The organism is Alysiella filiformis, from assembly GCF_014054525.1.
Lineage (GTDB): Bacteria > Pseudomonadota > Gammaproteobacteria > Burkholderiales > Neisseriaceae > Simonsiella > Simonsiella filiformis.
This window is the reverse complement of the sequence record NZ_CP059564.1, coordinates 349,597-372,439: the sequence shown is the minus strand read 5'-3', so window position 1 is coordinate 372,439 and position 22,843 is coordinate 349,597. Positions and strand designations below refer to the sequence as shown.

The following is a 22,843-nucleotide window of genomic DNA, read 5'->3' as shown; positions in this document are numbered from 1 at the left end:
ATGGCTTGCTTTCGCCTACTGCGTTGGCTTTTCACGCCAATATGTTCAATATTGGCATAAAAAGCCGCCTTGTATTCGCAAGAATTATCCATAAAATCAAGCCATCAATCTTATGAATACAGGTTCTTAACGTGGGTTGGGGATAAAAATCATTGATAAATTTAAGTAACTTGACTCCCTCTCCCTGTGGGAGAGGGCTGGGGAGAGGGTTGCTGTTCAACAAACCCTCTCTCCAACTCTCTCCAATGGGGAGAGCGCGCTGGTTTGGTTACTTATCCCAAGCTCGCGTTATTTTAACAGATTTGTGCGCGGTGTTTTCAGCCTGAAACAGGACAAAGAAAAAACCCTGTTCGTGTGGAACAGGGTTTGTGGCATTTGGTGCCCAGGGTCGGACTCGAACCGACACACCTTGCGGCGGGGGATTTTGAGTCCCCTGCGTCTACCAATTTCGCCACCTGGGCTGGTGTTGAAGATTGGTATTATACTGACTTTTGTTTTTTTGTAAATGGGCTGGTGGTGTGTTTTTTGTTTTGTGATTGTTTTGTAATGAAATTTTGTTTGATGCGAGTGCTGGGACGTGCCGCTTCCTTTGGCGTGGGTGTGGCGGCGCAACGCCACGTTTGCCATAATGTGTTTTTGAATTTTGTTGGGTAAGGTGGGGCTGTTTGATGAAACCGTACAATAATTTGTTGATGTTTTCGGGGGGCGGCTCGCGTTTGGCGTATTTTTTGGGCTGCTATGCGGCTTTGTTTGACCACCAGCGTGCGCCTGATGTGATTGTGGGCAGTTGTGGTGGCAGCCTTGCGGCTTGGCTGGTGTCGCAAGCGCCTGAACCTGAACGGCTTTGTGATTTGCTCACTTCGGTGGCGTTTTATCGGGTGGCGCGGTCGGTGTGGCTGCCGCGTAGGGTGGGGGCGGCGGCTTGGTTTCAGGCTGCTTGGCGGTGGTGGCAAACGGGCAATCGGGCGCGTTTGCGGCGCGTTCATGAGGGCGATGATGTGGCAACTTTGTTGGCGCATTTGCAAACTTACGCGCTGTTTGAACCGATTGGGCTGCTTGAACGTTGGCTGGACGATGTGGCTGATTTGGCTCAAAGTTTGCCCAAACGCCATGCTTGTGTTGCGCCTGATGTGTTGATTTCAGGCAGCCGAATGCTTGAATCGCCTTGTGGGGCGGTGTTGTGGCAACAGCTTTGGTTTGCGCCGCCAAAGGTGTGCGATTTTTGGCGTAATCATCCGCCTCTTTGTGCGGTGGCACGCCATGCGCCTTGGCGGATTGCGCGTTTGGCTCATGTGTGTGAACGGCATGTGCCGATGTTGGCGGTGGCGGTGTCAATTTGTGATATGTATTATCAAGCACCTGTTTATGTTGATGATTTGGGTTGGTGCATGGGGGCTGTGCTGGATTTGCAGCCTGTGGAGCGGGCTTGTGATTTGGCGCACACGGTGTGGACGGAACACAAAATGCCTTATTCGGCGGTGGCACACGCGGCGATTGGGCGCGTGTTTGGGACGAATGCCCATTGCCGTCATGCGGAAATGGCGTGTTTTGAGTCGCCCAATACGCGCATTCATCGTTTGCCGTTTGCCGATAATGCGGTGGTTTTGCGTGGCGATGTGGCAACAAAAACGTGGGATTGGCGTTCAGGCTGCCTGAAAGTGGATTGGGGCAGCCACGCGCAATTTGTGCAGATGATGTTGGCGCAATGGCAATATGGCTACACGCGCACGGCGGATTATTGTGCGCGTTTGGGGTCATGTTAAACGACCTCATCCAAATGTGGATAAGGGCAGATAGATGATTATCTGCCCTACGAATACAGGTGCTTACACAATTTCAAAATGAATGTTTTCGGCTTGCAAGCCTTTTGCCAGTTGAGCAAATGCCACGGGCGCAAGGCTGCCTGAAACGCCATCTGCGTCATAGCTGACCAAACCCGTGTTGCTGTCGTAGGCGATGTGTTGGTTCAAGTTGGACAAATCGGCATTCAATGCACCAAATGCTTTGTGCGACAATGCTAAAGTGTCGTTGGCTTGAAATTCATCGGATAATTGCCGCACATCGCCTTCCAAAAGCTGGCTGAACGTGAATTTTTGCGTGATTTTGGGGGTGTGGTCATTGCTGTCGCCAAATTGTGTGGTGGCAAGGTGGCTGTTGTCATCGTCCACCAGATGAATCATGCGCGATGATGTTTTGCTGGCTGGCATGGACGTGATTTCGGGGGTGGCAATGGTGGTAGTGAATTTGGCTTTGTCATCAATGTATGCACGATGGTCGGTGGCTTGGATAAAGTGCAAATTCCAGCCTTCTTTACCAATATTACTGGTATCTACGCCGAAATAATCGGTTGCTGCATTTTGTTCATGAGAATTCATGGCGTTCAGCAAAGATTTGGCATGACCATGATTTGAATCCGCATCGTTAAATAACATGCTAATCACGATATCATAAAAATGTTTTTTAAGTTCATCTAGTGTTAAGGTTTTGATATTTGAGCCAAACCAGCCTGCATTTTCGTAGAAATTATTGTTGGTGTTTAAGCCATATTTTGCGGCTGCTCGTGTAATGCCTGCAACAAAGTGTCCTTTGAGCATATGAATGGTTTTGCCATGGGCGGTATATTCATCGCCCACATCACGCGCAAAATCCATTGCGCCATCGGTTACTTTCAATAAACCCACGCCAGCCGCTTTACGATGTGGATTGAGCAAGCCAGCCACAAACAGCGACAATTCAGTCTGCACTTCGCGCGACAAATTGTTCAAATCGCTGATGATGATTTTTTTGTTGGCTTCGTTGGATTGATATTGGTTCATTTCCATGCCACCTTTGGCGGCTTGGGTAATGGCGTTCAAATCGCTGCCTGAAAGCACTTTGTGGGTGTAGGCGGTGGGCAATTTAATGCTGTTGCCATGCAAAATGTCTTTTGTGGCGGGTGTGGTGGGGGTGCTTGCAGGGGTGTCGTTTTTATCGGGCGTGTTGTTGCTGGCAGGACTGTTGTTGGCAGGACTGTTGTTGGCAGGACTGTTGTTGGCAGGACTGTTGTTGCTGGCGGAGCTGTTGTTGCTGGCGGAGCTGTTGTTGCTGGCGGAGCTGTTGTTGCTGGCAGGGGTGTCGTTTTTATCGGGCGTATTGTTGCTGGCGGAACTGTTGTTGCTACCCAAATGGGCATGATTGTCCGCACCCGAATGGTTTGAATTGCCCTTTTTGTTTTTGTCATCAGAATCATTGCGTAATGCCACCGCAGCCGCTCCCACGCCGCCCAAAACAGCCAAACCAGCCAGCACCCCACCCACGCCCGATGAGTGGCTGACTGTGGACGCTTTAACCGCGCTGCTGCTTGCCACATGGCTGTTTGCCGCTTCGCCAAAATAGCCACTGCCCATGCTGCCGCTTGTGGGGGCGGTAAAGTAGGTGGTGTAATCATTTAAGATGAAATCGGGGTTGGCAGATGTGCCTGCCACATCAATCAGCAATTTGCCATTTTCAACGCGCGTGGTGTAGTCGTGTACCAAATTGCCTTGTTCATCAATCAGTTGATAGCGTGTGTTGGCTTGGGTGTTGTATTGCACGCTGTGGTGCGATTGGGCGGACAATTCGCGGATTGAACCACCTTGTTTAATCAATAATTTCACTGCCATGGTGTTGAGCCTCTATTTTGTTGTATGGGGAAATGGGGTTTCAGGCTGCCTGAAAAAAATCATCTTATCTTAAATTAACTTAATCATTCAAATATTCCCATTGTGGTGTGAATAAATTGTGCCTTTTTGGTTACACATCAACTGTTTCTGCCAAAATTGCGCCAAAATCGCAAGAAAAGGTTGTGCTTAACAAAAAGTTACCCTAAAATCGCGTCATTATTTATGACACCGATGTCATTTTTCTCGGTAGCCAAATATGACAACCATTTACGATGTGGCACGGCTGGCTGGCGTTTCGCCCAAAACCGTTAGCCGTGTTTTGAACAATGATGCACCCGTTAAAGATGCCACGCGCCAAGCCGTACAGCAAGCCATGGCGGAATTGGGCTATGTGCCATCGTTGGCGGCACGGGCGTTGCGCTCGCAGCGTTCGGGCTTGATTGGCGTGATAACGGGCAACATCGCCCCCATGCCGCAGGAAGTCAATTTGCGCGGCTTGCCCGACACTTTTTTGGTGCAAGGCACACAAAAAGCCGCCAACGATGCAGGCAAAACACTGATGGTTGCCGACACAGGTGGCACCGCCGATGGCTTTGTGCAGTTGGTGCGCTTGTTTCAGCAATATCGCGCCGAAGGCATAATTTATGTTTCTGAATTTCATCAAGAAATTGAGCTGCCCACGCTGCCTGAATGCTGCCCCATCGTGCTGTTGAATTGCTTTGACCAAAAACACACCCCAGCCGTGTTGCCCGATGACGCATTTGGACAATACGAATTGGTTTGCCAAATTTTGGCGCAAGGTCATCGGCGCATTGCTTATATCACGCTGCCTGAAAACATCATTGCCACACAACTGCGTTTACAAGGCTACCGCGCTGCACTTGCCGAAGCCAATATCGCTTTTGATGAAAAACTGGTCGCCACAGGCTACACCGACCGCAGCAACAACATTCAAGATTTGTGGCAAGCCCTAGACCGTGTACTCAACCAGCCCAATCCGCCCACGGCTTTGTGTTGCGGCAACGATGAAATGGCTATGCGCGTTTACGGTATGTTGCGTACGCAGGGGATTCGGGTGCCGCAAGCCATGTCGGTGGCAGGCTACGACAACCACAGTCAAATTGCCGAAGCCCTGTATCCCGAACTGACCACCGCCGAATTGCCCTATGTGGAAATGGGCAGAAAAGCCGTTAAATTATTATTGGAAAAACAACAACATCAAACCACACCACATTGTGTGCAAGGCGAAACCATTTGGCGCAATTCGGTGTTGCCGCGCCATTGGGGACAATGAGATTTACAGTACACGACAATTTTTGATGTTGCACCGAACCGCCCTTTTTCCCAACCATTAAAAAAATCCTCAATATCATGGAGATAACATCATGAACGCTCAACAAGTCCACATGACTTTGCGACAAATCATGCTGATGAATTTCGGTTTTTTTGGCATTCAATACAGCTTTGGTTTGCAACAGAGTGCAGTCGGGCCCATTTATTTGTTTTTGAATGCCGATGCGGGGCAATTACCGATTTTGAATTTGGCAGGCCCCATTACAGGCTTGATTGTGCAGCCCATTATTGGCGCGATGAGCGACCGCACTTGGGTTGAAGGCAAAGGCGTGTTTACAGGTCGCCGCCGTCCTTATTTTATGTGGGGGGCGATTGGTTGCAGCATTGCGCTGTTGCTGTTTCCGCACGTTACCGCGCTGTGGATGGCGGTGCTGATGTTGTGGATTTTGGACATTGCCAACAACACGGCTATGGAACCCTATCGCGCCTTTGTTGCCGATGCCATGCCCACCGAACAGCAAAACAAAGGCTTTTTAATGCAATCGATGTTTACGGGATTGGGGGCGGTGTTGGCGTATTTGTCGCTGCCGCTTTTCCAAAAAGTGATTTCGGGGCAGTCTGACGCGGGCATTCCGTATTGGGTTTACGGTTCATTTTATTTGGGGGCGGTGTTGTCGATTGGTTCGGTGCTGGTGTCGGTGCTTTCCACGCCAGAGCCGCGTTTGTCGGAACAAGAAATTGCCGCCATTCGTGCCAAACCCTCTGGTTTTGTCAATGCTTTAACAGACATTGCTGTGGCAATCAAAGAAATGCCCAAGCCTTTGCGTTTTTTGGCTTTGATTTATTTGTTTCAATGGTACGCTTTGTTCATTTATTGGCAATTTGTGGCGTTGTCGGTGGCACAATCGGCATTTGGTTCTACCGATGTCAAATCCGAAGCCTTTCAGGCAGCCGTGGCGTGGAATGGTTACATGGGCGCGTTTTACAATTTCATCACATTCCTGTCGGCATTTGGCTTGATGGCTTTAACCAAAAAATATGCCGCCAAATACGTTCACGCGGTGGCATTGTTTTGCGCGGCGGTGGGTTTGATGGCGTTGCCGTTTATTGAAAACAAGTTCATGTTGTTTGTGCCGATGTTGGGCATGGGCGTGGCGTGGGCTTCCATTATGGGCGTACCGTTTTTGATTGCGGTTGCCGAAGTGCCAAAAGCGCGTTATGGCGTGTACATGGGCATCATCAACATGATGATTGTGATACCGATGTTTATCCAAACTTTAACTTTTGGCACCATTTACGACAATCTGTTGGGCAGCAATCCTGCCAATGCCATCATGATGGCGGGTGTGATGTTGGGCATTGCTGGCATTTTGAGTTTGTTTATCCAAACCAAACAAAGCCCAATAAAATGATTTTCTTGCTTCACAAACAAACACCATAACCACAAGAAAAGCAGACCAAGCTGCCTGAAACACGCATTCAGGCAGCTTGGTTTGTTTTTTGCCATGACAAAATAGGGGGCGATTTGATTCAATGGGTTCATCTTTTCAGGCAGCCTTTCAGTACACGACATTTTGTAGCACATTGTCGGGCATAAATGCCCGACCTACGGAAATGATTTTTTGTCGTGTACCGAAAGGCTGAAATCTTTGCAAAACTCGGTTTGTAGGGGCAGATTTCATATCTGACCCGTTTAGGTTCGCAGAAATTTTCATTCTTATCAATAAATTGAAAAAAGGGCGGATATGAAATCCGCCCCTACGTCAGTTTAAAAGTAGGTTTTGCAAAGGTTTCAGGCTGCCTGAATGCCGCAAAATCCACTAAAATTCCACCTTTTATTGCATGGAACACCAACATGAAAACCCAAGTACACCTGTTTTCAGGTTTTTTAGGCACGGGCAAAACCACCGCCATTCGCAGTTTGATTGCACAAAAACCCGAGTCGGAACAATGGCTCATCATCGTCAATGAATTTGGCGAAATTGGCATTGATGGTGCGGTGTTGTCCAACAATGGCATTCCTGTGGCAGAAATTTCAGGTGGCTGCCTGTGTTGCACATCGGGCGGCGACCAAATTGGCGAAACCATACGCAAAATGTTGCACAACAATCCAGCCCATCGCATCATCATTGAGGCAAGCGGCTTGGCACACGCAGCAGGCGTGATTGATGAACTCAAAGCCCCCGAATTTGCCAATGTGTTGGAAATTGCCGCCGTGTTCACGCTGGTGGACGTGCGCCAGTTTATCAATCCCGATTATGCCCGACACGCGCTTTATCAAGACCAAATTGGCGTGTGCGATGTGCTGCTGGCAAGCAAAACCGATTTGTGCAGCCCCGAACAACTGGCTCAATTTCACGAGCAAGCCGCCAAACTCTTCCCCCCAAAAACCCTGATTGCCGAAGTGAAAAACGCGCAAATGAACCCCGAATGGCTCAATTTGCCCGTGAGCGAAAAACCGCGTTATCGGCTCAAAACGCTGCCTGAAAACAGCATGGGCTTTCAATCGCAAGGTTTCACATTTGCCGCAGGACGCAATTTTGATGGCGAACGGCTTACCCAATTTTTTGACGATTTGCCGCAGTTGGCGCAAGGTTTGGTGCGCGCCAAAGGGGTGTTTCAGGTGCTGGATACTTGGGTGTGGCTCAACTGGGTAGATGGCGGTTGGGGCGCGAATCAGGTTTCGTGGCGGCGCGACAGTCGCTTTGAATTGATTGCGCGTGAATTTGATGCCGATGAAATTGAACGCCGATTGAATGCGGCTTTGGAATAACAAGTTTCAGGCAGCCTGAAACCTTTGTAAAACCTACTTTTAAACTGACGTAGGGGCGGATTTCATATCCGCCCTTTTTTCAATTTATTGATAAGAATGAAAATTTCTGCGACCCTAAACGGGGCAGATTTCACATCTGCCCTCATTTTTATTTTCATCAATAAATTGAGAAAGGGCTGGATAGAAAACCGCCCCTACGTCAGTTTATAAAGTCGGTTTTGCACAGGTTTCAGCCTGAAAATCGCTTTTTCCGCTACAATGCACCTTCCCATTAACCAAGCAAAATCATCATGGCAAACATTTTTTATGAAGAAAGCGGACAATTCAAAGCCGCCCAAATCGTCCAAAAAAACGATGCAAGCTACCAAGCCGATACGCAACACGGCAAGCGCGTCAAAATCAAAACCAGCAACGTGTTTTTTGAATTTAACGGCAATATGGACGATTTCATGCAGTCCGCCCAAGCCGAAGCCAACGATATGGACACCGAATTGCTTTGGGAAAGCGTGGGCGCAGACGAATTTTCGTTTGAATCTGCCGCGCAAGAATATTTTGGCGCAAAACCCAATACCATTCAACAGGCTGCCACGCTGATGGCTTTGTATGCCGCGCCCATGTATTTTCACAAAAAAAACAAAGGCATTTTCAAAGCCGCGCCCGAAGATGTGTTAAAACAAGCCCTTGCCGCCATTGAGCGCAAAGCCCAACAAGACGCACAAATGCAATCTTGGGCAGACGCGCTGGTTTCAGGCAGCCTGCCCGATGAAATTGCCACCGAATTGCCGCAAATTTTGCACGCGCCCGACAAGCAATCGCTGGCATACAAAGCCTTTCACAAGGCGGCAGACGCGCTGAAAATGTCTGCCTATGAATTGGCGAAACACACGGGCGGCATCACTTCTGTGCCGCAATATTTGTTGCAACGCTTTGAAATCAAATATTTTCCGCGTGGCACGAGTTTTCCGCAAATTGACGTGCCAACGCTGCCTGAAAATTTGCAAGTGGCTGATGTGCAAGCCTTTTCCATAGACGATTTGTCCACCACCGAAGTGGACGATGCGCTTTCGGTGCAAGATTTGGGCAATGGCGTGAAACGGGTTGGCATACACATTGCCGCGCCTGCTTTGGGCATTCAGGCAGCCAGCGAAATGGAAGACATTGTTTTGCAAAGGTTAAGTACGGTTTATTTTCCTGCCAACAAAATCACCATGCTGCCTGAAAATTGGGTTGGCGCATTCAGCTTGGACGAAGGCAAAAATGTGCCAGCGTTCAGCATTTATTTTGATGTGGACGCGGATTACCAGCTTTCCGAACCCGAAAGCCGCATTGAACTTGTGCCGATAGTCGCCAATTTGCGCATTCAAAACATTGAGCCGTTTTTCAACAGCGAAACGGGCGTGGGCAATGCCGATAATCCGCAATTTCCCTTTCATGCCGAATGTTTGTATCTGCTTGAATTGGCACAGCAATTACAAAAACAACGCGACCGTTTCCCCGACCCCAGTTTGCCCAAAAAATACGATTATGGCATTGATTTTGATGAAAATGATAAAGTCATCATCACGCGCCGCGAACGCGGTTCGCCAATAGACACTTTGGTCAGCGAAATGATGATTTTGGCAAACACCAGTTGGGCAAAATTGTTGCACGACAAGGAGTTGGGCGGTCTGTTTCGCGTGCAGCCGAGCGGACGTGTGCGCATGTCCACGCATTCCGAGCCGCACATTGGCATGAATGTGGCGCATTATGGCTGGTTCACATCGCCCCTGCGCCGCGCTTGCGACTACATCAACCAAAAACAATTACAGGCAGCCTTAAACGGCAGCGCACCGCGTTTTGCCAAAAACGACAGCGATTTGTTTGTTGCGCTCAATAATTTTGAAACGGCATACACGGCATATCGCGCGTTTCAAGACATGATGGAAAGCTATTGGGCAATGGTGTGGTTGCAGCAAGAAAATGTGCGTGAAATCAATGCGGTATTGTTGAAAGACGATTTGGTGCGGCTGGAAGGCGTGCCTTTGGTGGCAAGGGCAACGGGCATTCCCATGGAAATTGCGCCCAAATCCATGCTGAAATTGGCGGTGCAAGAAGTGGATACGGAAACGCAATTTGTGGCGTTGAAATATTTGGCTGTGGTGCCGAATGCCGCGCCTGTTGCGGAAGACGATGAGAGCGCGTAAAGCACAATGTGTTTGGGGCTGCTGATGGGTTTTATCCTGTGCATGGTTTGTTGTGGGAAAGCCCAAGGCAGCCTGAAATGCCAATTCGCGCTATAATAACGTGAGTTTGGGATAAAAGTGATTGATAAATTTAAGTAACTTGACTCCCTCTCTCTGTGGGAGAGGGCTGGGGAGAGGGTATGCTGCTCAATAAACCCTCTCTCCAACGCTTTCCCACAGGGAGAGAGGGCGGGTTGATTGGCACATTTACAGATACTTATCCCGATTCACGTTAATAACATCATTCAACCCCTTAATCTCACAAAGGAAATTCATCATGCACTTTAATGCCATTTTCTCTCTTATTATGTTGGGGACGCTTGCCGCTTGCGGTGGTGGTGGCAACTCATCATCGCCCACGGTTCAATCCACCCCCACATCGCAAAAACAACCCACGCAACCCACCCAGCCCAAGCGCGTTTCACAGCCCGTTTCAGACAGCCAGCGCGTTGTCGCACAAACCCTGCCCATTCAGGGCTTTACCGTGAAACCTGCCGCCGCCGCGTTGCAGGCAGAATTGCAAAAAGCCATTCAATACACCAACCAATTGCGTGCCGAAAAAGGTTTGCCTGCCTTAAAATACGATGCCAAACTCGCCGCCTATGCCCAGCAACGCGCGGAAGAAGTGGTGGGACGATTCGCCCACACACGTCCCGATGGCAACGAATCCTTTCACGATAAAGTTCTCAAACAAGGTCGCATGGGCGAAAATTTGGCAGCAGGTGCCAACTCCGCCCAGCAAACCGTGATGGAACAATGGAAAAACAGTTCAGGGCATTATGCCAATATCGTCAGACCCGAATTCAGCAAAATTGGCATGGGTTTGGTGTATGTTTCAGGCAGCCAATACGGTTATCATTGGGTACAAATTTTCGGTTCCGACAACATTGAAATTGCCGATTACGCCTTTGACAACAGCGCAGCCGCCAAACAAAATCGCCTATCAGACGTGAGCGCACACATCACCACCGCTCGCCCCAGCGAAGCCAGCCAATATTTGTGGGTGGACAACACACAAATCTACCTCAACGATTTTCCCAGCAATGGCGCGTGGAAAGAATTTAACAAAAATGGCTATCATGCCGAAGTGAATGGTTATCAAGATACCCGTTTTGGCGTGGTCAAAAAAGGCAATGAAAATCAAAAAGTCTTCTATTTTGGCAAACACACCGAATACGACAATATGCCACAAACAGGTTCAGCCCACTACACGGGCAAAGGCGTGATTGTGGACAAACAAAACACCAACAAAAACGTGGACGCACAATTTACCGCAGATTTTGGCAACAAAAAACTCAACGGCACGCTGTCTGAACGCGGACAAAAGGCGGTGGACATCAAAGCCAACATTCGCGGCACATCGTTCCAAAGCCCCAGCAATGCGGCGGTGGAAACACAAGGCGCATTTTTTGGCGAACGTGCCAAAGAATTGGGCGGCGTGTTTTACGAACACAGCACAGGCAAATATGGCGCATTTGGCGCAAAACAATAAACAAAGGGGATAGATGGGTCATCTATCCCCTTAAAAAACGTGGTCAATTTGCCAACAAGCCAGTTCTCTCCCCCTGTGGGAAAGCGTTGGAGAGAGGGCTTATTGGGCGGCATACCCTCTCCCATAGGGATAGGGAGTCAAGTTACTTAAATTTATCAATTACTTTTATCCCGAGTTCGCGTTAAAAAACACGCTACCAGCCAAAAAATAAAACCGCCTTGTAAAAACAAGGCGGTTGAAATTTGGTTGCGGGAGCAGGATTCGAACCTACGACCTTCGGGTTATGAGCCCGACGAGCTACCATGCTGCTCCATCCCGCGTCAGAAACTTGAACTATACAGATGTTTTTTTGCCGTGTCAAATGTTTTTTGTTTCAGGCAGCCTGAAAAGCATCATTTGGCTGTTTTGGCTTTTTCGGCAATGTCGGCGGCGGCGGTAAACAACACATCGGTAGATGAATTGAGTGCCGTTTCTGCCGAATCTTGAATCACGCCGATGATGAAACCCACAGCCACCACTTGCATTGCCACGTCATTGGGAATGTTGAACAAGCTGCACGCCAAGGGAATCAACAACAATGAACCGCCTGCCACACCCGATGCGCCACAGGCACTCACTGCCGCAATCACGCTCAACAATACTGCCGTCATGAAATCCACGGCAATGCCTTGTGTGTGTACCGCCGCCAAAGTCAGCACGGTAATGGTGATTGCCGCACCTGCCATATTGATGGTCGCGCCCAAGGGAATGGATACGGAATAGGTGTCTTCGTTCAAATTCAATTTTTTTGCCAAAGCCATGTTTACGGGAATATTGGCTGCCGATGAACGTGTGAAAAATGCGGGTATGCCACTTTCACGCAGGCAAGTCATGACCAAGGGATAGGGGTTTTGCTTGGTTTTGGCAAACACGATAATCGGATTCAGCACAAATGCCACAAAAGCCATACAGCCCAGCAATACCAAAATCACTTTACCGTATTCGGCAATCATTTTCACAAAGCCTGTTTCGGCAACGGTTACGCTCATCAAACCGAAAATGCCAATGGGAGCAAGGCGAATAATCCAACGCACAATGGCTGACACGGCATGAGAAACATCACTTAAAACCTGATGTGTGGCTTGCGAAGCGCGGCGCAGGGCAAAACCCAATAAAATCGCCCATGCCAAAATGCCAATGTAGTTTGCGCCCACCAATGCGCCAAATGGGTTGGCAACCAAATTCATCAGCAGGTTTTTCAACACGGCGGCAATGCCTGTGGGGGCTTGAATGCTCACATTTTCGCTGCTCACCAAAGTGAGTGTGCTGGGAAACATCATGCTGCCCACCACCGCCACCACCGCCGCACCAAATGTGCCAAGCAAATACATCACCAAAATGCTACCCATATTGGTTTTGTTGCCCTCGCGGTGTTGGGCTACGGCAAGCGTTACCAACACAAACACCAAATAGGGCGCAACGGCTTTCAATGCGCCCACAAATAAATCGCCCAAAATGCTGGTAACGGCAGTGGCTGACGGCACAATGGTGCCAACCAGCATACCCAGCACCAAGCCGATGATGATTTGTATAATCAAACGATTGCTGTTTTGCGGTTCAACCGTTTGTGGGGTTGGGTTATCCATAACATTTTTCCTTTTTAAATGATATTGTGGGAAAGAAACAGGCGTATTTATACCAAAATTTAACATTTTTTAAAAGAAAATTGCGTTTCAGGCAGCCTGAAAATCATACAATCGGCAGTTTGGTGTTTTCAGGCTGCCTGAAAACACATTGATGGTTGAAAACCTGTAATCTTACGAACACAGGTTATTATTTTTGATGAAATTTTATTTTATGTCTCAATTTCCGATTATCTTTTTTACCGTGTGGGCGGCAGTGCAATTTTTGAGTTTCAACTTGGCGCGAGGCTTGGCGTGGCAGGGCAAAATGCGCCATGTTTGGGCGCGAAGAGGCTTATTGCTGATGGTGTTGGCAATCAGCAATGGATTGATGTTGTTGGCATTTTTGCGTTTGCACCACCACATTTTTCGCATCAATGCCATTTGGCTGACGGTGTTGTGGTTTGTGTTTTTGGCAACCGTGCTGGCGTGGATTGTGGCGAACATTTTGCGCCGCAGCCGCGTGGCACGTTACCAAAATGCCGATTTGTTGCAAGCCGATTTACGCAAAATTGCCCCCGTGCTGGTGGTGGCGATGTTTGGTTTGGGCTGGTTCAATGCCTATGTGCCTGCCGTAAGGCGCGTGGTCATTGAAATAGACAAACCCATGGCGCAGCCTGTACGCATCGCCATGGTTGCCGACACACATTTGGGCGTGCTGGTGGGCAAACGCCAATTAGACAAATTGGCAAACATTTTGAATGAAGAAAAAGTGGATTTGGTGCTCATGCCAGGCGACATCATGGACGATGACATTGCCGCCTACACCGCCGAAAACATGAAACCGCATTTACAAAAAATTCGTGCGCCATTGGGGGTGTTTGCCACCTTGGGCAACCACGATGTGCGCGAAGGCAAACACATCACACAAGCCATTGAAAGTGCAGGGATTCGCGTATTGCGCGATGAAGCGGTGTGGGTGGACAACCGTTTTTGGGTAGTGGGTCGCCCCGACAATTTGGATGCCGAACGTTTGCCCACCGCCCAATTATTGCAAAAAGCCAACGTCCAACAACCGATTTTTCTGTTGGACCATCGTCCAGATGGGGTGTTGGCACACGCCAAATTGCCCATTGATTTGCAAGTATCGGGACACGTTCACAATGGGCAGATTTTCCCTGGTAATTGGGTGGTGCGGTTTTTGAATGAAATCCACTATGGCTATGCAAAACGCGGCAACACGCATTTTGTGGTTACATCGGGCTATGGTTTTTGGGGGATACCGTTTCGTTTGGGTTCGCAAGCGGAAGTGTGGATTATTGATGTACAAGGCAAAAAAACGGTTGGCTGAACATGGTTGCACCAGCACAATAAAAGACGTTGAGTTTGGGATAAAAATCATTGATAAATTTAAGTCACTTTGCGCCCTCTCCCTGTGGGAGAGGGTTGGGGAGAGGGTATGCTGCTCAACAAGCTCTCTCCAACGCTTTCTCATAGGGAGAGAGCTGGTTTGTTGGCAAATTGACGGTTACTTATCCCGAGTACACGTTAAAAAAGGGTGGACGTGAAATCCACCCTTGTTGCCATTTGAACCTGTTTACCGCAACAAATCCACTTGGCAAACAAAATGATATGCACCAATTTCAAAGCCATGTTGGAAATAAATGCGGTGTGCGGTGGTGCGTTCGCCGCCCACATTGCTGTCAATGTGGATTTCGGCAATGCCTGCCAAACGCGCGATGTTTTGCACTTCCGACAACAGGCGTGTGCCATAACCGTTGCGGCGATATTGTGGCAAGGTAATCAAATCATCAATGTGAATGTGGCGACCGCTTACCAAATTCATCTCTTCACGAAAACCGCATACCGCCACCGCGTTGCTCATGCCGCCTTCAAAAATGCCCAGTAAACGATAGCCTTGTTTGCGTTGAATTTCATTTACTTGCTCCACAAAGCTGTTGATGTCTTGCAATTTGGGGCGCAACACGCTTAATGCGGCAAAAGCCGATGCGGTTTCGTGTGGCATGATTTCACGCAAAACGGGCGCATCGGCTTGCGCTGCAACCGTTTGGCTGCCTGAAACCGCCATTTCATGTGGTTCAGGCTGCTGTGTGGTGGGGGTGTCGTGTTGGGTTGATGGGGGTGGGGTGTGTTGGCTGGGTTCTATGCCCATTTCTTGCAACAACGCGCCGTATTCCAATACGCGCAAATCGTTGTCTGCCGCAAAATCCATCAAAAAGCGGAACATATTGGGATTGATGTCGGCTAATTTGGGGTCGATGGCAACGCAGCGCACTTTGTCCAACACAATGGGTTGCACCCATTCGTGGTAGGACAGGCGGTTTTCTTTATTGAAAGATGACAAAATGCCACATAAGCGTTCCGCCCAATCACTGGGACGGAAAACTTTACCTTTACTGGTTGTGCCGTGAATGATGATTTCGTCCATTTCGCAGGTTAGCATGGCGGAACTCGGAATTTAAGTTATGAAAATAATCCAATTATACCGTATCGCGCCCAAAACGAAAAAATATTGTTGCAAACACAGTTGGCTTATTGCCCCTTGATTTTCAGGCAGCCTGAAACCATATTGTTGCATTATTTCACAGAAAGATTTTTGATGATGCAAAGCAACCAACGCACCCGATTCATTTTTGATGATATGCCCATTCGCGGTTTGCACGTTCACGCCCACGAAGTGTGGCAACACATTGTGCAACGCAAACATTATCCTGCTGCCATTCAACGCGCTTTGGGCGAATTGTTGGCGGCAGGCGCATTGTTGTCCAGCAATTTAAAATTGGACGGCACGCTGATTGTGCAAGTGCAAGGGCAGGGGATTTTAAAACTTTTGGTGGTAGAAGCCACTTCCGACCAAACCCTCCGCGCCACCGCCCGTTGGGACGAAACCGCCCAAATTGACCCACAAGCCAGTTTAAACGATTTATTGGGACAAAATGGCATGTTTGTGCTGACCTTGCAGCCCAAAGACGGCGAACAATGGCAAGGCGTGGTGCCTTTGGAAGGCGAAGGCATTGCCAATATGTTGATGAATTACATGGCGCGTTCCGAGCAATTGCAAACGCACATCGCCTTGGCAGCAGACGAAAACAACATTGGCGGCTTGCTGTTGCAACGTTTGCCCGAAGCCGAATTGAACGATGAAGCATGGCAACACATCACCACGCTGGCTGAAACCCTCACTGCCACCGAATTGCTCAATTTGGACGCGCAAAACGTGCTGTACCGCCTGTTTCACGAAACCCCACCGCGCGTGTTTGCACCCGAATCATTGGAATTTGCCTGTACCTGTTCGCGCGGTAAAGTGAGCGATATGCTGTTGCTTTTGGGTGGCGAAGAAGTGGGCAATGCCGTTGCCGAAGAAGGCAGCATTACCGTAGATTGCGATTTTTGTAATGAACACTACACCTTTGACGAACAAGACGTGAACGCCCTGTTTGGTATGGATATTGTGGCAGCCGTTCGCACCGAAAAAGCGCGTTTGCAATAATTTCAGGCAGCCTGAAACACCAATTCAGGCTGCCTGAAAAAGTTTTAAAGCATTACAGATTTTGGCATTCCGCGCAAACGCCCGTTAAAACAACATGTTCCTCTTTCAGCGCAAAACCCGAGCGTTTCACACCTTCACGCAAGGCTTGCCATTCATGGTTCAAACTTTGCTCATCAACCGCGCCACATTTTTCGCATACCAAAATAAAGCTGCTGTTGTGGTTCAATTCATTGTGGCAATGACCGCCACATTCATGTTGCGTGTGGCTGCACAAAATATAGCCATTAACCGCAGGAATTTTGTGCAACACCCCCAAATCCGCCCAAAAATCCAAAGCCCGATAAGCCGTAGGTGGTGCAACCACACTGTCGCTCACACGCTGCATTTGCGCCAATACAGTATAGGCTTTAATCACGCCGTCCAGTTGCAACACAATGTCCAAAACCTGTTCACGCAAAGGCGTAACTTGTGCGCCACGTTGTTGGCATTCGGCAAGAATTTTGTTTTTGGTGGTGTTCATGGGTTTCAGTTTCAAAGCAAAGATAAAGATAAACAGCAATCATACCACTTTTACCAAACAAAAGCGTGGGTAGCAGTGTTTCAGGCAGCCCTCCCAAAAAGAGCGGAGTATTTGGGAGTGTACATGGCGTCTTGCCGCCATACCCACGCTTTGTGTGTGGCGCGAAGCGGTTGCCGTTTTGATTGTGTGTGTGGGTAGGGTGCAACTTGTTGCACCATTTCAGGCAGACTGAAAGTTGATGGTCAAAATAAATTTCGTGATAAATCAAAATATTTTGCAGTTTTTATCAAAAAAAAGTTTGGCAATGCTTGACCAGTTTGGGCATATTGGGCATAATTCGGTTTTTCGCTGCTACGGCGGCAAAGAAATGTTTAGTTGGATTTTTTAGTTCTTTAAAAAATGATTACCGATAAGTGTGAGTGTATTGAGCCTCACACTGTTTTGAGAGTTTATAAGATTGAATGTGTTTTTCATATTTATTTTCTTGTTAATTTCTTTGAAGCAGACCAGAAGTTAAGTAAGTTAGAGATTGAACATAAGAGTTTGATCCTGGCTCAGATTGAACGCTGGCGGCATGCTTTACACATGCAAGTCGAACGGCAGCACGAGTACTTGTACTTGGTGGCGAGTGGCGAACGGGTGAGTAATGCATTGGAACGTACCGAGTAGTGGGGGATAACTGTCCGAAAGGATAGCTAATACCGCATACGACCTGAGGGTGAAAGCGGGGGACTTTTAGGAGCCTCGCGCTATTTGAGCGGCCAATGTCTGATTAGGTAGTTGGTGGGGTAAAGGCCTACCAAGCCGACGATCAGTAGCGGGTCTGAGAGGATGATCCGCCACACTGGGACTGAGACACGGCCCAGACTCCTACGGGAGGCAGCAGTGGGGAATTTTGGACAATGGGGGGAACCCTGATCCAGCCATGCCGCGTGTCTGAAGAAGGCCTTCGGGTTGTAAAGGACTTTTGTCGGGGAAGAAAAGCGGATTGATAATACCAGTTCGTGATGACGGTACCCGAAGAATAAGCACCGGCTAACTACGTGCCAGCAGCCGCGGTAATACGTAGGGTGCGAGCGTTAATCGGAATTACTGGGCGTAAAGCGAGCGCAGACGGTTTGTTAAGTCAGATGTGAAATCCCCGAGCTCAACTTGGGAACGGCGTTTGAAACTGGCAAGCTAGAGTATGTCAGAGGGGGGTAGAATTCCACGTGTAGCAGTGAAATGCGTAGAGATGTGGAGGAATACCGATGGCGAAGGCAGCCCCCTGGGATAATACTGACGTTCATGCTCGAAAGCGTGGGTAGCAAACAGGATTAGATACCCTGGTAGTCCACGCCCTAAACGATGTCAATTAGCTGTTGGGGCACTTGATGCCTTAGTAGCGTAGCTAACGCGTGAAATTGACCGCCTGGGGAGTACGGTCGCAAGATTAAAACTCAAAGGAATTGACGGGGACCCGCACAAGCGGTGGATGATGTGGATTAATTCGATGCAACGCGAAGAACCTTACCTGGTCTTGACATGTGCGGAAGGCTTTAGAGATAGAGCTGTGCCTTCGGGAACCGCAACACAGGTGCTGCATGGCTGTCGTCAGCTCGTGTCGTGAGATGTTGGGTTAAGTCCCGCAACGAGCGCAACCCTTGTCATTAGTTGCCATCATTAAGTTGGGCACTCTAATGAGACTGCCGGTGACAAACCGGAGGAAGGTGGGGATGACGTCAAGTCCTCATGGCCCTTATGACCAGGGCTTCACACGTCATACAATGGTCGGTACAGAGGGTAGCCAAACCGCGAGGTGGAGCCAATCCCAGAAAACCGATCGTAGTCCGGATTGCACTCTGCAACTCGAGTGCATGAAGTCGGAATCGCTAGTAATCGCAGGTCAGCATACTGCGGTGAATACGTTCCCGGGTCTTGTACACACCGCCCGTCACACCATGGGAGTGGGGGATACCAGAAGTAGGTAGGGTAACCGCAAGGAGCCCGCTTACCACGGTATGCTTCATGACTGGGGTGAAGTCGTAACAAGGTAGCCGTAGGGGAACCTGCGGCTGGATCACCTCCTTTCTAGAGAAAAGAAGAGGTTGAATGCACTCACACTTATCGGTAATCGTATTATAGATGCAAGAATTAAAAAGCAGATTAAAGAAGAAATGATAAGGTTTAAGATTGTTTATTTTTAAATTTTAAATTTTGATGTTTCTTTGATTTGTTTTAAATAAGTTCATGGGTTTGTAGCTCAGGTGGTTAGAGCACACGCTTGATAAGCGTGGGGTCGTAGGTTCAAGTCCTACCAGACCCACCAGTTGCAAAACAAAGGAATACTGGGGGCATAGCTCAGTTGGTAGAGCACCTGCTTTGCAAGCAGGGGGTCATCGGTTCGATCCCGTTTGCCTCCACCAAGATTCAGGCAGCCTGAAAGTGGAATAAAAATAAAATAAAAAACTTTTAAAAAGAGTTAAGCTTAAAAAGTTTAATTTTTTATTTTTGATTATTTTTCTTTTTTAAATTGCAAATTAAAGCGAGTTTGTGTAGAATGGCTAGCTTGCTTGTTTTAATTTGCAATTTGCTGATGATTTTATCAGTTAATTGATTGCATCGCTCTTTAACAAATTGGAAAGCCGAAATCAACAAACAAAGACAATTTTGGTTTGATTTGGTTTGAAATCAGTTTGCAAACTGATTTCAGGCAGCCTGAAACAAAACTCAGGTTAAAAAGAATTGAACAACAGTATTTGGGTGATGATTGTATCAATACCCGTCTTGAAACACAAAAGGCAAGATGGGTATCACAACAAAGCAGTAAGCTTTATTGTTTGAGAATCTAAGTAGAATATGGTTGTCAACGCTGTATTCTGCAAAGTCAAAGGTTCTTCAAATGATAGAGTCAAGTGAATAAGTGCATCAGGTGGATGCCTTGGCGATGATAGGCGAAGAAGGACGTGTAAGCCTGCGAAAAGCGCGGAGAAGCTGGCAAAAAAGCAATGATACCGCGATGTCCGAATGGGGAAACCCACACAGCAATGTGTATCCCAGTCTGAATACATAGGACTGGCGAAGCGAACCGGGAGAACTGAACCATCTAAGTACCCCGAGGAAAAGAAATCAACCGAGATTCCGCAAGTAGTGGCGAGCGAACGCGGAAAAGCCTGTGCGTGATAATGGCACTGTTAGGAGAAGGACTTGGAAAAGTCCGCCACAGTGGGTGATAGCCCCGTATCCGAAAACAGTATCATGGTACTAAGCGCACGACAAGTAGGGCGGGACACGTGAAATCCTGTCTGAATACGGGGGGACCATCCTCCAAGGCTAAATACTCATCATCGACCGATAGTGAACCAGTACCGTGAGGGAAAGGCGAAAAGAACCCCGGGAGGGGAGTGAAATAGAACCTGAAACCTGATGCATACAAACAGTGGGAGCACCTTTAATGGTGTGACTGCGTACCTTTTGTATAATGGGTCAACGACTTACATTCAGTAGCGAGCTTAACCGAGTAGGGGAGGCGTAGGGAAACCGAGTCTTAATAGGGCGATCAGTTGCTGGGTGTAGACCCGAAACCGAGTGATCTATCCATGGTCAGGATGAAGGTGCCGTAACAGGTACTGGAGGTCCGAACCCACGCATGTTGCAAAATGCGGGGATGAACTGTGGATAGGGGTGAAAGGCTAAACAAACTCGGAGATAGCTGGTTCTCCCCGAAAACTATTTAGGTAGTGCCTCATGTATCACTTCTGGGGGTAAAGCACTGTTATGGCTAGGGGGTCATTGCGACTTACCAACCCATTGCAAACTCAGAATACCAGAAAGTGCAATCATGGGAGACAGACATCGGGTGCTAACGTCCGGTGTCAAGAGGGAAACAACCCAGACCGCCAGCTAAGGTCCCAAATGACAGATTAAGTGGTAAACGAAGTGGGAAGGCACAGACAGCCAGGATGTTGGCTTAGAAGCAGCCATCATTTAAAGAAAGCGTAATAGCTCACTGGTCGAGTCTTCCTGCGCGGAAGATGTAACGGGGCTCAAATCTGTAACCGAAGCTGCGGATGCTAGTTTACTAGCATGGTAGGGGAGCGTTCTGTAAGCCTGTGAAGGCAGCTTGTAAAGGCTGCTGGAGGTATCAGAAGTGCGAATGTTGACATGAGTAGCGATAAAGCGGGTGAAAAGCCCGCTCGCCGAAAGCCCAAGGTTTCCTACGCAACGTTCATCGGCGTAGGGTGAGTCGGCCCCTAAGGCGAGGCAGAAATGCGTAGTCGATGGGAAACGGGTTAATATTCCCGTACTTTGATTCAATGCGATGTGGGGACGGAGAAGGTTATGCTGGCAATCTGTTGGAATAGATTGTTTAAGCCTGTAGGTGGAAGGAGTAGGCAAATCCGCTCCTTCTTAACACCGAGACGTGATGACGAGTGTCCACGGACACGAAGCAGCAAATACCACGCTTCCAGGAAAAGCCACTAAGCTCCAGTTGAATCAAAACCGTACCGCAAACCGACACAGGTGGGCAGGATGAGAATTCTAAGGCGCTTGAGAGAACTCGGGAGAAGGAACTCGGCAAATTGATACCGTAACTTCGGGAGAAGGTATGCCCTGTAAGGTTAAGGACTTGCTCCGTAAGCCTATCAGGGTCGCAGAGAATCGGTGGCTGCGACTGTTTATTAAAAACACAGCACTCTGCTAACACGAAAGTGGACGTATAGGGTGTGACGCCTGCCCGGTGCTGGAAGGTTAATTGAAGATGTGCAAGCATCGGATCGAAGCCCCAGTAAACGGCGGCCGTAACTATAACGGTCCTAAGGTAGCGAAATTCCTTGTCGGGTAAGTTCCGACCCGCACGAATGGCGTAACGATGGCCACACTGTCTCCTCCCGAGACTCAGCGAAGTTGAAATGGTTGTGAAGATGCAATCTCCCCGCTGCTAGACGGAAAGACCCCGTGAACCTTTACTGTAGCTTTGCATTGGACTTTGAAGTCACTTGTGTAGGATAGGTGGGAGGCTTTGAAGCAGAAACGCCAGTTTCTGTGGAGCCGTCCTTGAAATACCACCCTGGTGGCTTTGAGGTTCTAACCCAGACCCGTTATCCGGGTCGGGGACCGTGCATGGTAGGCAGTTTGACTGGGGCGGTCTCCTCCCAAAGCGTAACGGAGGAGTTCGAAGGTTACCTAGGTCCGGTCGGAAATCGGACTGATAGTGCAATGGCAAAAGGTAGCTTAACTGCGAGACCGACAAGTCGAGCAGGTGCGAAAGCAGGACATAGTGATCCGGTGGTTCTGTATGGAAGGGCCATCGCTCAACGGATAAAAGGTACTCCGGGGATAACAGGCTGATTCCGCCCAAGAGTCCATATCGACGGCGGAGTTTGGCACCTCGATGTCGGCTCATCACATCCTGGGGCTGTAGTCGGTCCCAAGGGTATGGCTGTTCGCCATTTAAAGTGGTACGTGAGCTGGGTTTAAAACGTCGTGAGACAGTTTGGTCCCTATCTGCAGTGGGCGTTGGAAGTTTGACGGGGGCTGCTCCTAGTACGAGAGGACCGGAGTGGACGAACCTCTGGTGTACCGGTTGTTTCGCCAGAAGCATAGCCGGGTAGCTAAGTTCGGAAGAGATAAGCGCTGAAAGCATCTAAGCGCGAAACTCGCCCAAAGATGAGACTTCCCCTGTGGTTTAACCACATTCAAGGGTCGTTGTAGACCACAACGTTGATAGGTCGGGTGTGGAAGAGTGGTAACACTTGCAGCTAACCGATACTAATTGCCCGTAAGGCTTGACTCTATCATTTGAATAAC

The 22,843-nt window shown here is 48.7% G+C and carries 13 protein-coding genes, 4 tRNA genes and 2 rRNA genes; 13 read left to right on the top strand and 6 right to left on the bottom strand.

Going from position 1 to position 22,843, the window contains the following annotated elements:
- Positions 1–152: 152 nt before the first annotated feature.
- On the top strand, positions 153–326 hold the full coding sequence (locus H3L97_RS01920; protein WP_179655850.1) for a hypothetical protein: 174 nt from the start codon (positions 153–155) through the stop codon (positions 324–326).
- A gap of 50 nt (positions 327–376) precedes the next feature.
- On the opposite strand, the gene H3L97_RS01915 is transcribed toward H3L97_RS01920, so the two are convergent.
- Positions 377–461: transfer RNA gene (locus H3L97_RS01915), tRNA-Leu, on the bottom strand.
- 207 nt (positions 462–668) lie between these two features.
- On the opposite strand from H3L97_RS01915, the gene H3L97_RS01910 reads away from it, so the two are divergent.
- Positions 669–1,763, top strand: coding sequence for a patatin-like phospholipase family protein (locus tag H3L97_RS01910; protein WP_097114542.1), 1,095 nt, complete (start codon positions 669–671; stop codon positions 1,761–1,763).
- Positions 1,764–1,826: 63 nt separating this feature from the next.
- Here the strand turns inward: H3L97_RS01910 and H3L97_RS01905 are convergent, their stop codons facing one another.
- Complete coding sequence (locus H3L97_RS01905) at positions 1,827–3,641, bottom strand: SEC10/PgrA surface exclusion domain-containing protein (RefSeq protein ID WP_097114543.1); 1,815 nt, start codon at positions 3,639–3,641, stop codon at positions 1,827–1,829.
- Between the two features lie 256 nt (positions 3,642–3,897).
- Between H3L97_RS01905 and H3L97_RS01900 the strand changes: the two genes are divergently transcribed.
- From H3L97_RS01900 to H3L97_RS01880, 5 genes are all read left to right on the top strand, one after another.
- On the top strand, positions 3,898–4,935 hold the full coding sequence (locus H3L97_RS01900; protein WP_097114544.1) for a LacI family DNA-binding transcriptional regulator: 1,038 nt from the start codon (positions 3,898–3,900) through the stop codon (positions 4,933–4,935).
- An 88-nt stretch (positions 4,936–5,023) separates the two neighbouring features.
- Positions 5,024–6,346 (top strand): MFS transporter, encoded by a 1,323-nt coding sequence (locus tag H3L97_RS01895; RefSeq protein ID WP_097114545.1) that lies wholly within the window; start codon positions 5,024–5,026, stop codon positions 6,344–6,346.
- Positions 6,347–6,789: 443 nt separating this feature from the next.
- Positions 6,790–7,707, top strand: coding sequence for a CobW family GTP-binding protein (locus tag H3L97_RS01890; RefSeq protein WP_097114546.1), 918 nt, complete (start codon positions 6,790–6,792; stop codon positions 7,705–7,707).
- Between the two features lie 290 nt (positions 7,708–7,997).
- Positions 7,998–9,890, top strand: coding sequence for a ribonuclease catalytic domain-containing protein (locus tag H3L97_RS01885; RefSeq protein WP_097114547.1), 1,893 nt, complete (start codon positions 7,998–8,000; stop codon positions 9,888–9,890).
- Positions 9,891–10,206: 316 nt separating this feature from the next.
- On the top strand, positions 10,207–11,421 hold the full coding sequence (locus H3L97_RS01880; RefSeq protein ID WP_097114548.1) for a Slam-dependent surface lipoprotein: 1,215 nt from the start codon (positions 10,207–10,209) through the stop codon (positions 11,419–11,421).
- Between the two features lie 243 nt (positions 11,422–11,664).
- On the opposite strand, the gene H3L97_RS01875 is transcribed toward H3L97_RS01880, so the two are convergent.
- A tRNA-Met gene (locus H3L97_RS01875) sits at positions 11,665–11,741 on the bottom strand.
- A gap of 72 nt (positions 11,742–11,813) precedes the next feature.
- Complete coding sequence (gene sstT, locus H3L97_RS01870; RefSeq protein ID WP_097114549.1) at positions 11,814–13,046, bottom strand: serine/threonine transporter SstT; 1,233 nt, start codon at positions 13,044–13,046, stop codon at positions 11,814–11,816.
- 211 nt (positions 13,047–13,257) lie between these two features.
- Here sstT and H3L97_RS01865 point away from each other — a divergent pair, with 211 nt between their 5' ends.
- The gene (locus tag H3L97_RS01865) at positions 13,258–14,373 is read left to right on the top strand and encodes a metallophosphoesterase (RefSeq protein WP_097114555.1); all 1,116 of its coding nucleotides are present in this window, start codon (positions 13,258–13,260) and stop codon (positions 14,371–14,373) included.
- A 246-nt stretch (positions 14,374–14,619) separates the two neighbouring features.
- On the opposite strand, the gene H3L97_RS01860 is transcribed toward H3L97_RS01865, so the two are convergent.
- Positions 14,620–15,486, bottom strand: coding sequence for a GNAT family N-acetyltransferase (locus tag H3L97_RS01860; protein WP_097114550.1), 867 nt, complete (start codon positions 15,484–15,486; stop codon positions 14,620–14,622).
- Between the two features lie 156 nt (positions 15,487–15,642).
- Here H3L97_RS01860 and hslO point away from each other — a divergent pair, with 156 nt between their 5' ends.
- On the top strand, positions 15,643–16,533 hold the full coding sequence (gene hslO, locus H3L97_RS01855; RefSeq protein ID WP_097114556.1) for an Hsp33 family molecular chaperone HslO: 891 nt from the start codon (positions 15,643–15,645) through the stop codon (positions 16,531–16,533).
- A 52-nt stretch (positions 16,534–16,585) separates the two neighbouring features.
- Here the strand turns inward: hslO and H3L97_RS01850 are convergent, their stop codons facing one another.
- Positions 16,586–17,053, bottom strand: coding sequence for a Fur family transcriptional regulator (locus H3L97_RS01850; protein ID WP_097114551.1), 468 nt, complete (start codon positions 17,051–17,053; stop codon positions 16,586–16,588).
- A gap of 531 nt (positions 17,054–17,584) precedes the next feature.
- On the opposite strand from H3L97_RS01850, the gene H3L97_RS01845 reads away from it, so the two are divergent.
- The 4 genes from H3L97_RS01845 (at position 17,585) to H3L97_RS01830 (ending at position 22,829) form a co-directional block, all read left to right on the top strand.
- Positions 17,585–19,123 (top strand): 16S ribosomal RNA (locus tag H3L97_RS01845).
- Positions 19,124–19,284: 161 nt separating this feature from the next.
- Positions 19,285–19,361: transfer RNA gene (locus tag H3L97_RS01840), tRNA-Ile, on the top strand.
- 21 nt (positions 19,362–19,382) lie between these two features.
- Positions 19,383–19,458, top strand: a tRNA-Ala gene (locus tag H3L97_RS01835).
- Between the two features lie 483 nt (positions 19,459–19,941).
- Positions 19,942–22,829: ribosomal RNA gene (locus H3L97_RS01830) — 23S ribosomal RNA — on the top strand.
- Together the 16S and 23S rRNA genes with 2 tRNA genes alongside form the textbook arrangement of a ribosomal RNA operon.
- Positions 22,830–22,843 lie beyond the last annotated feature (14 nt).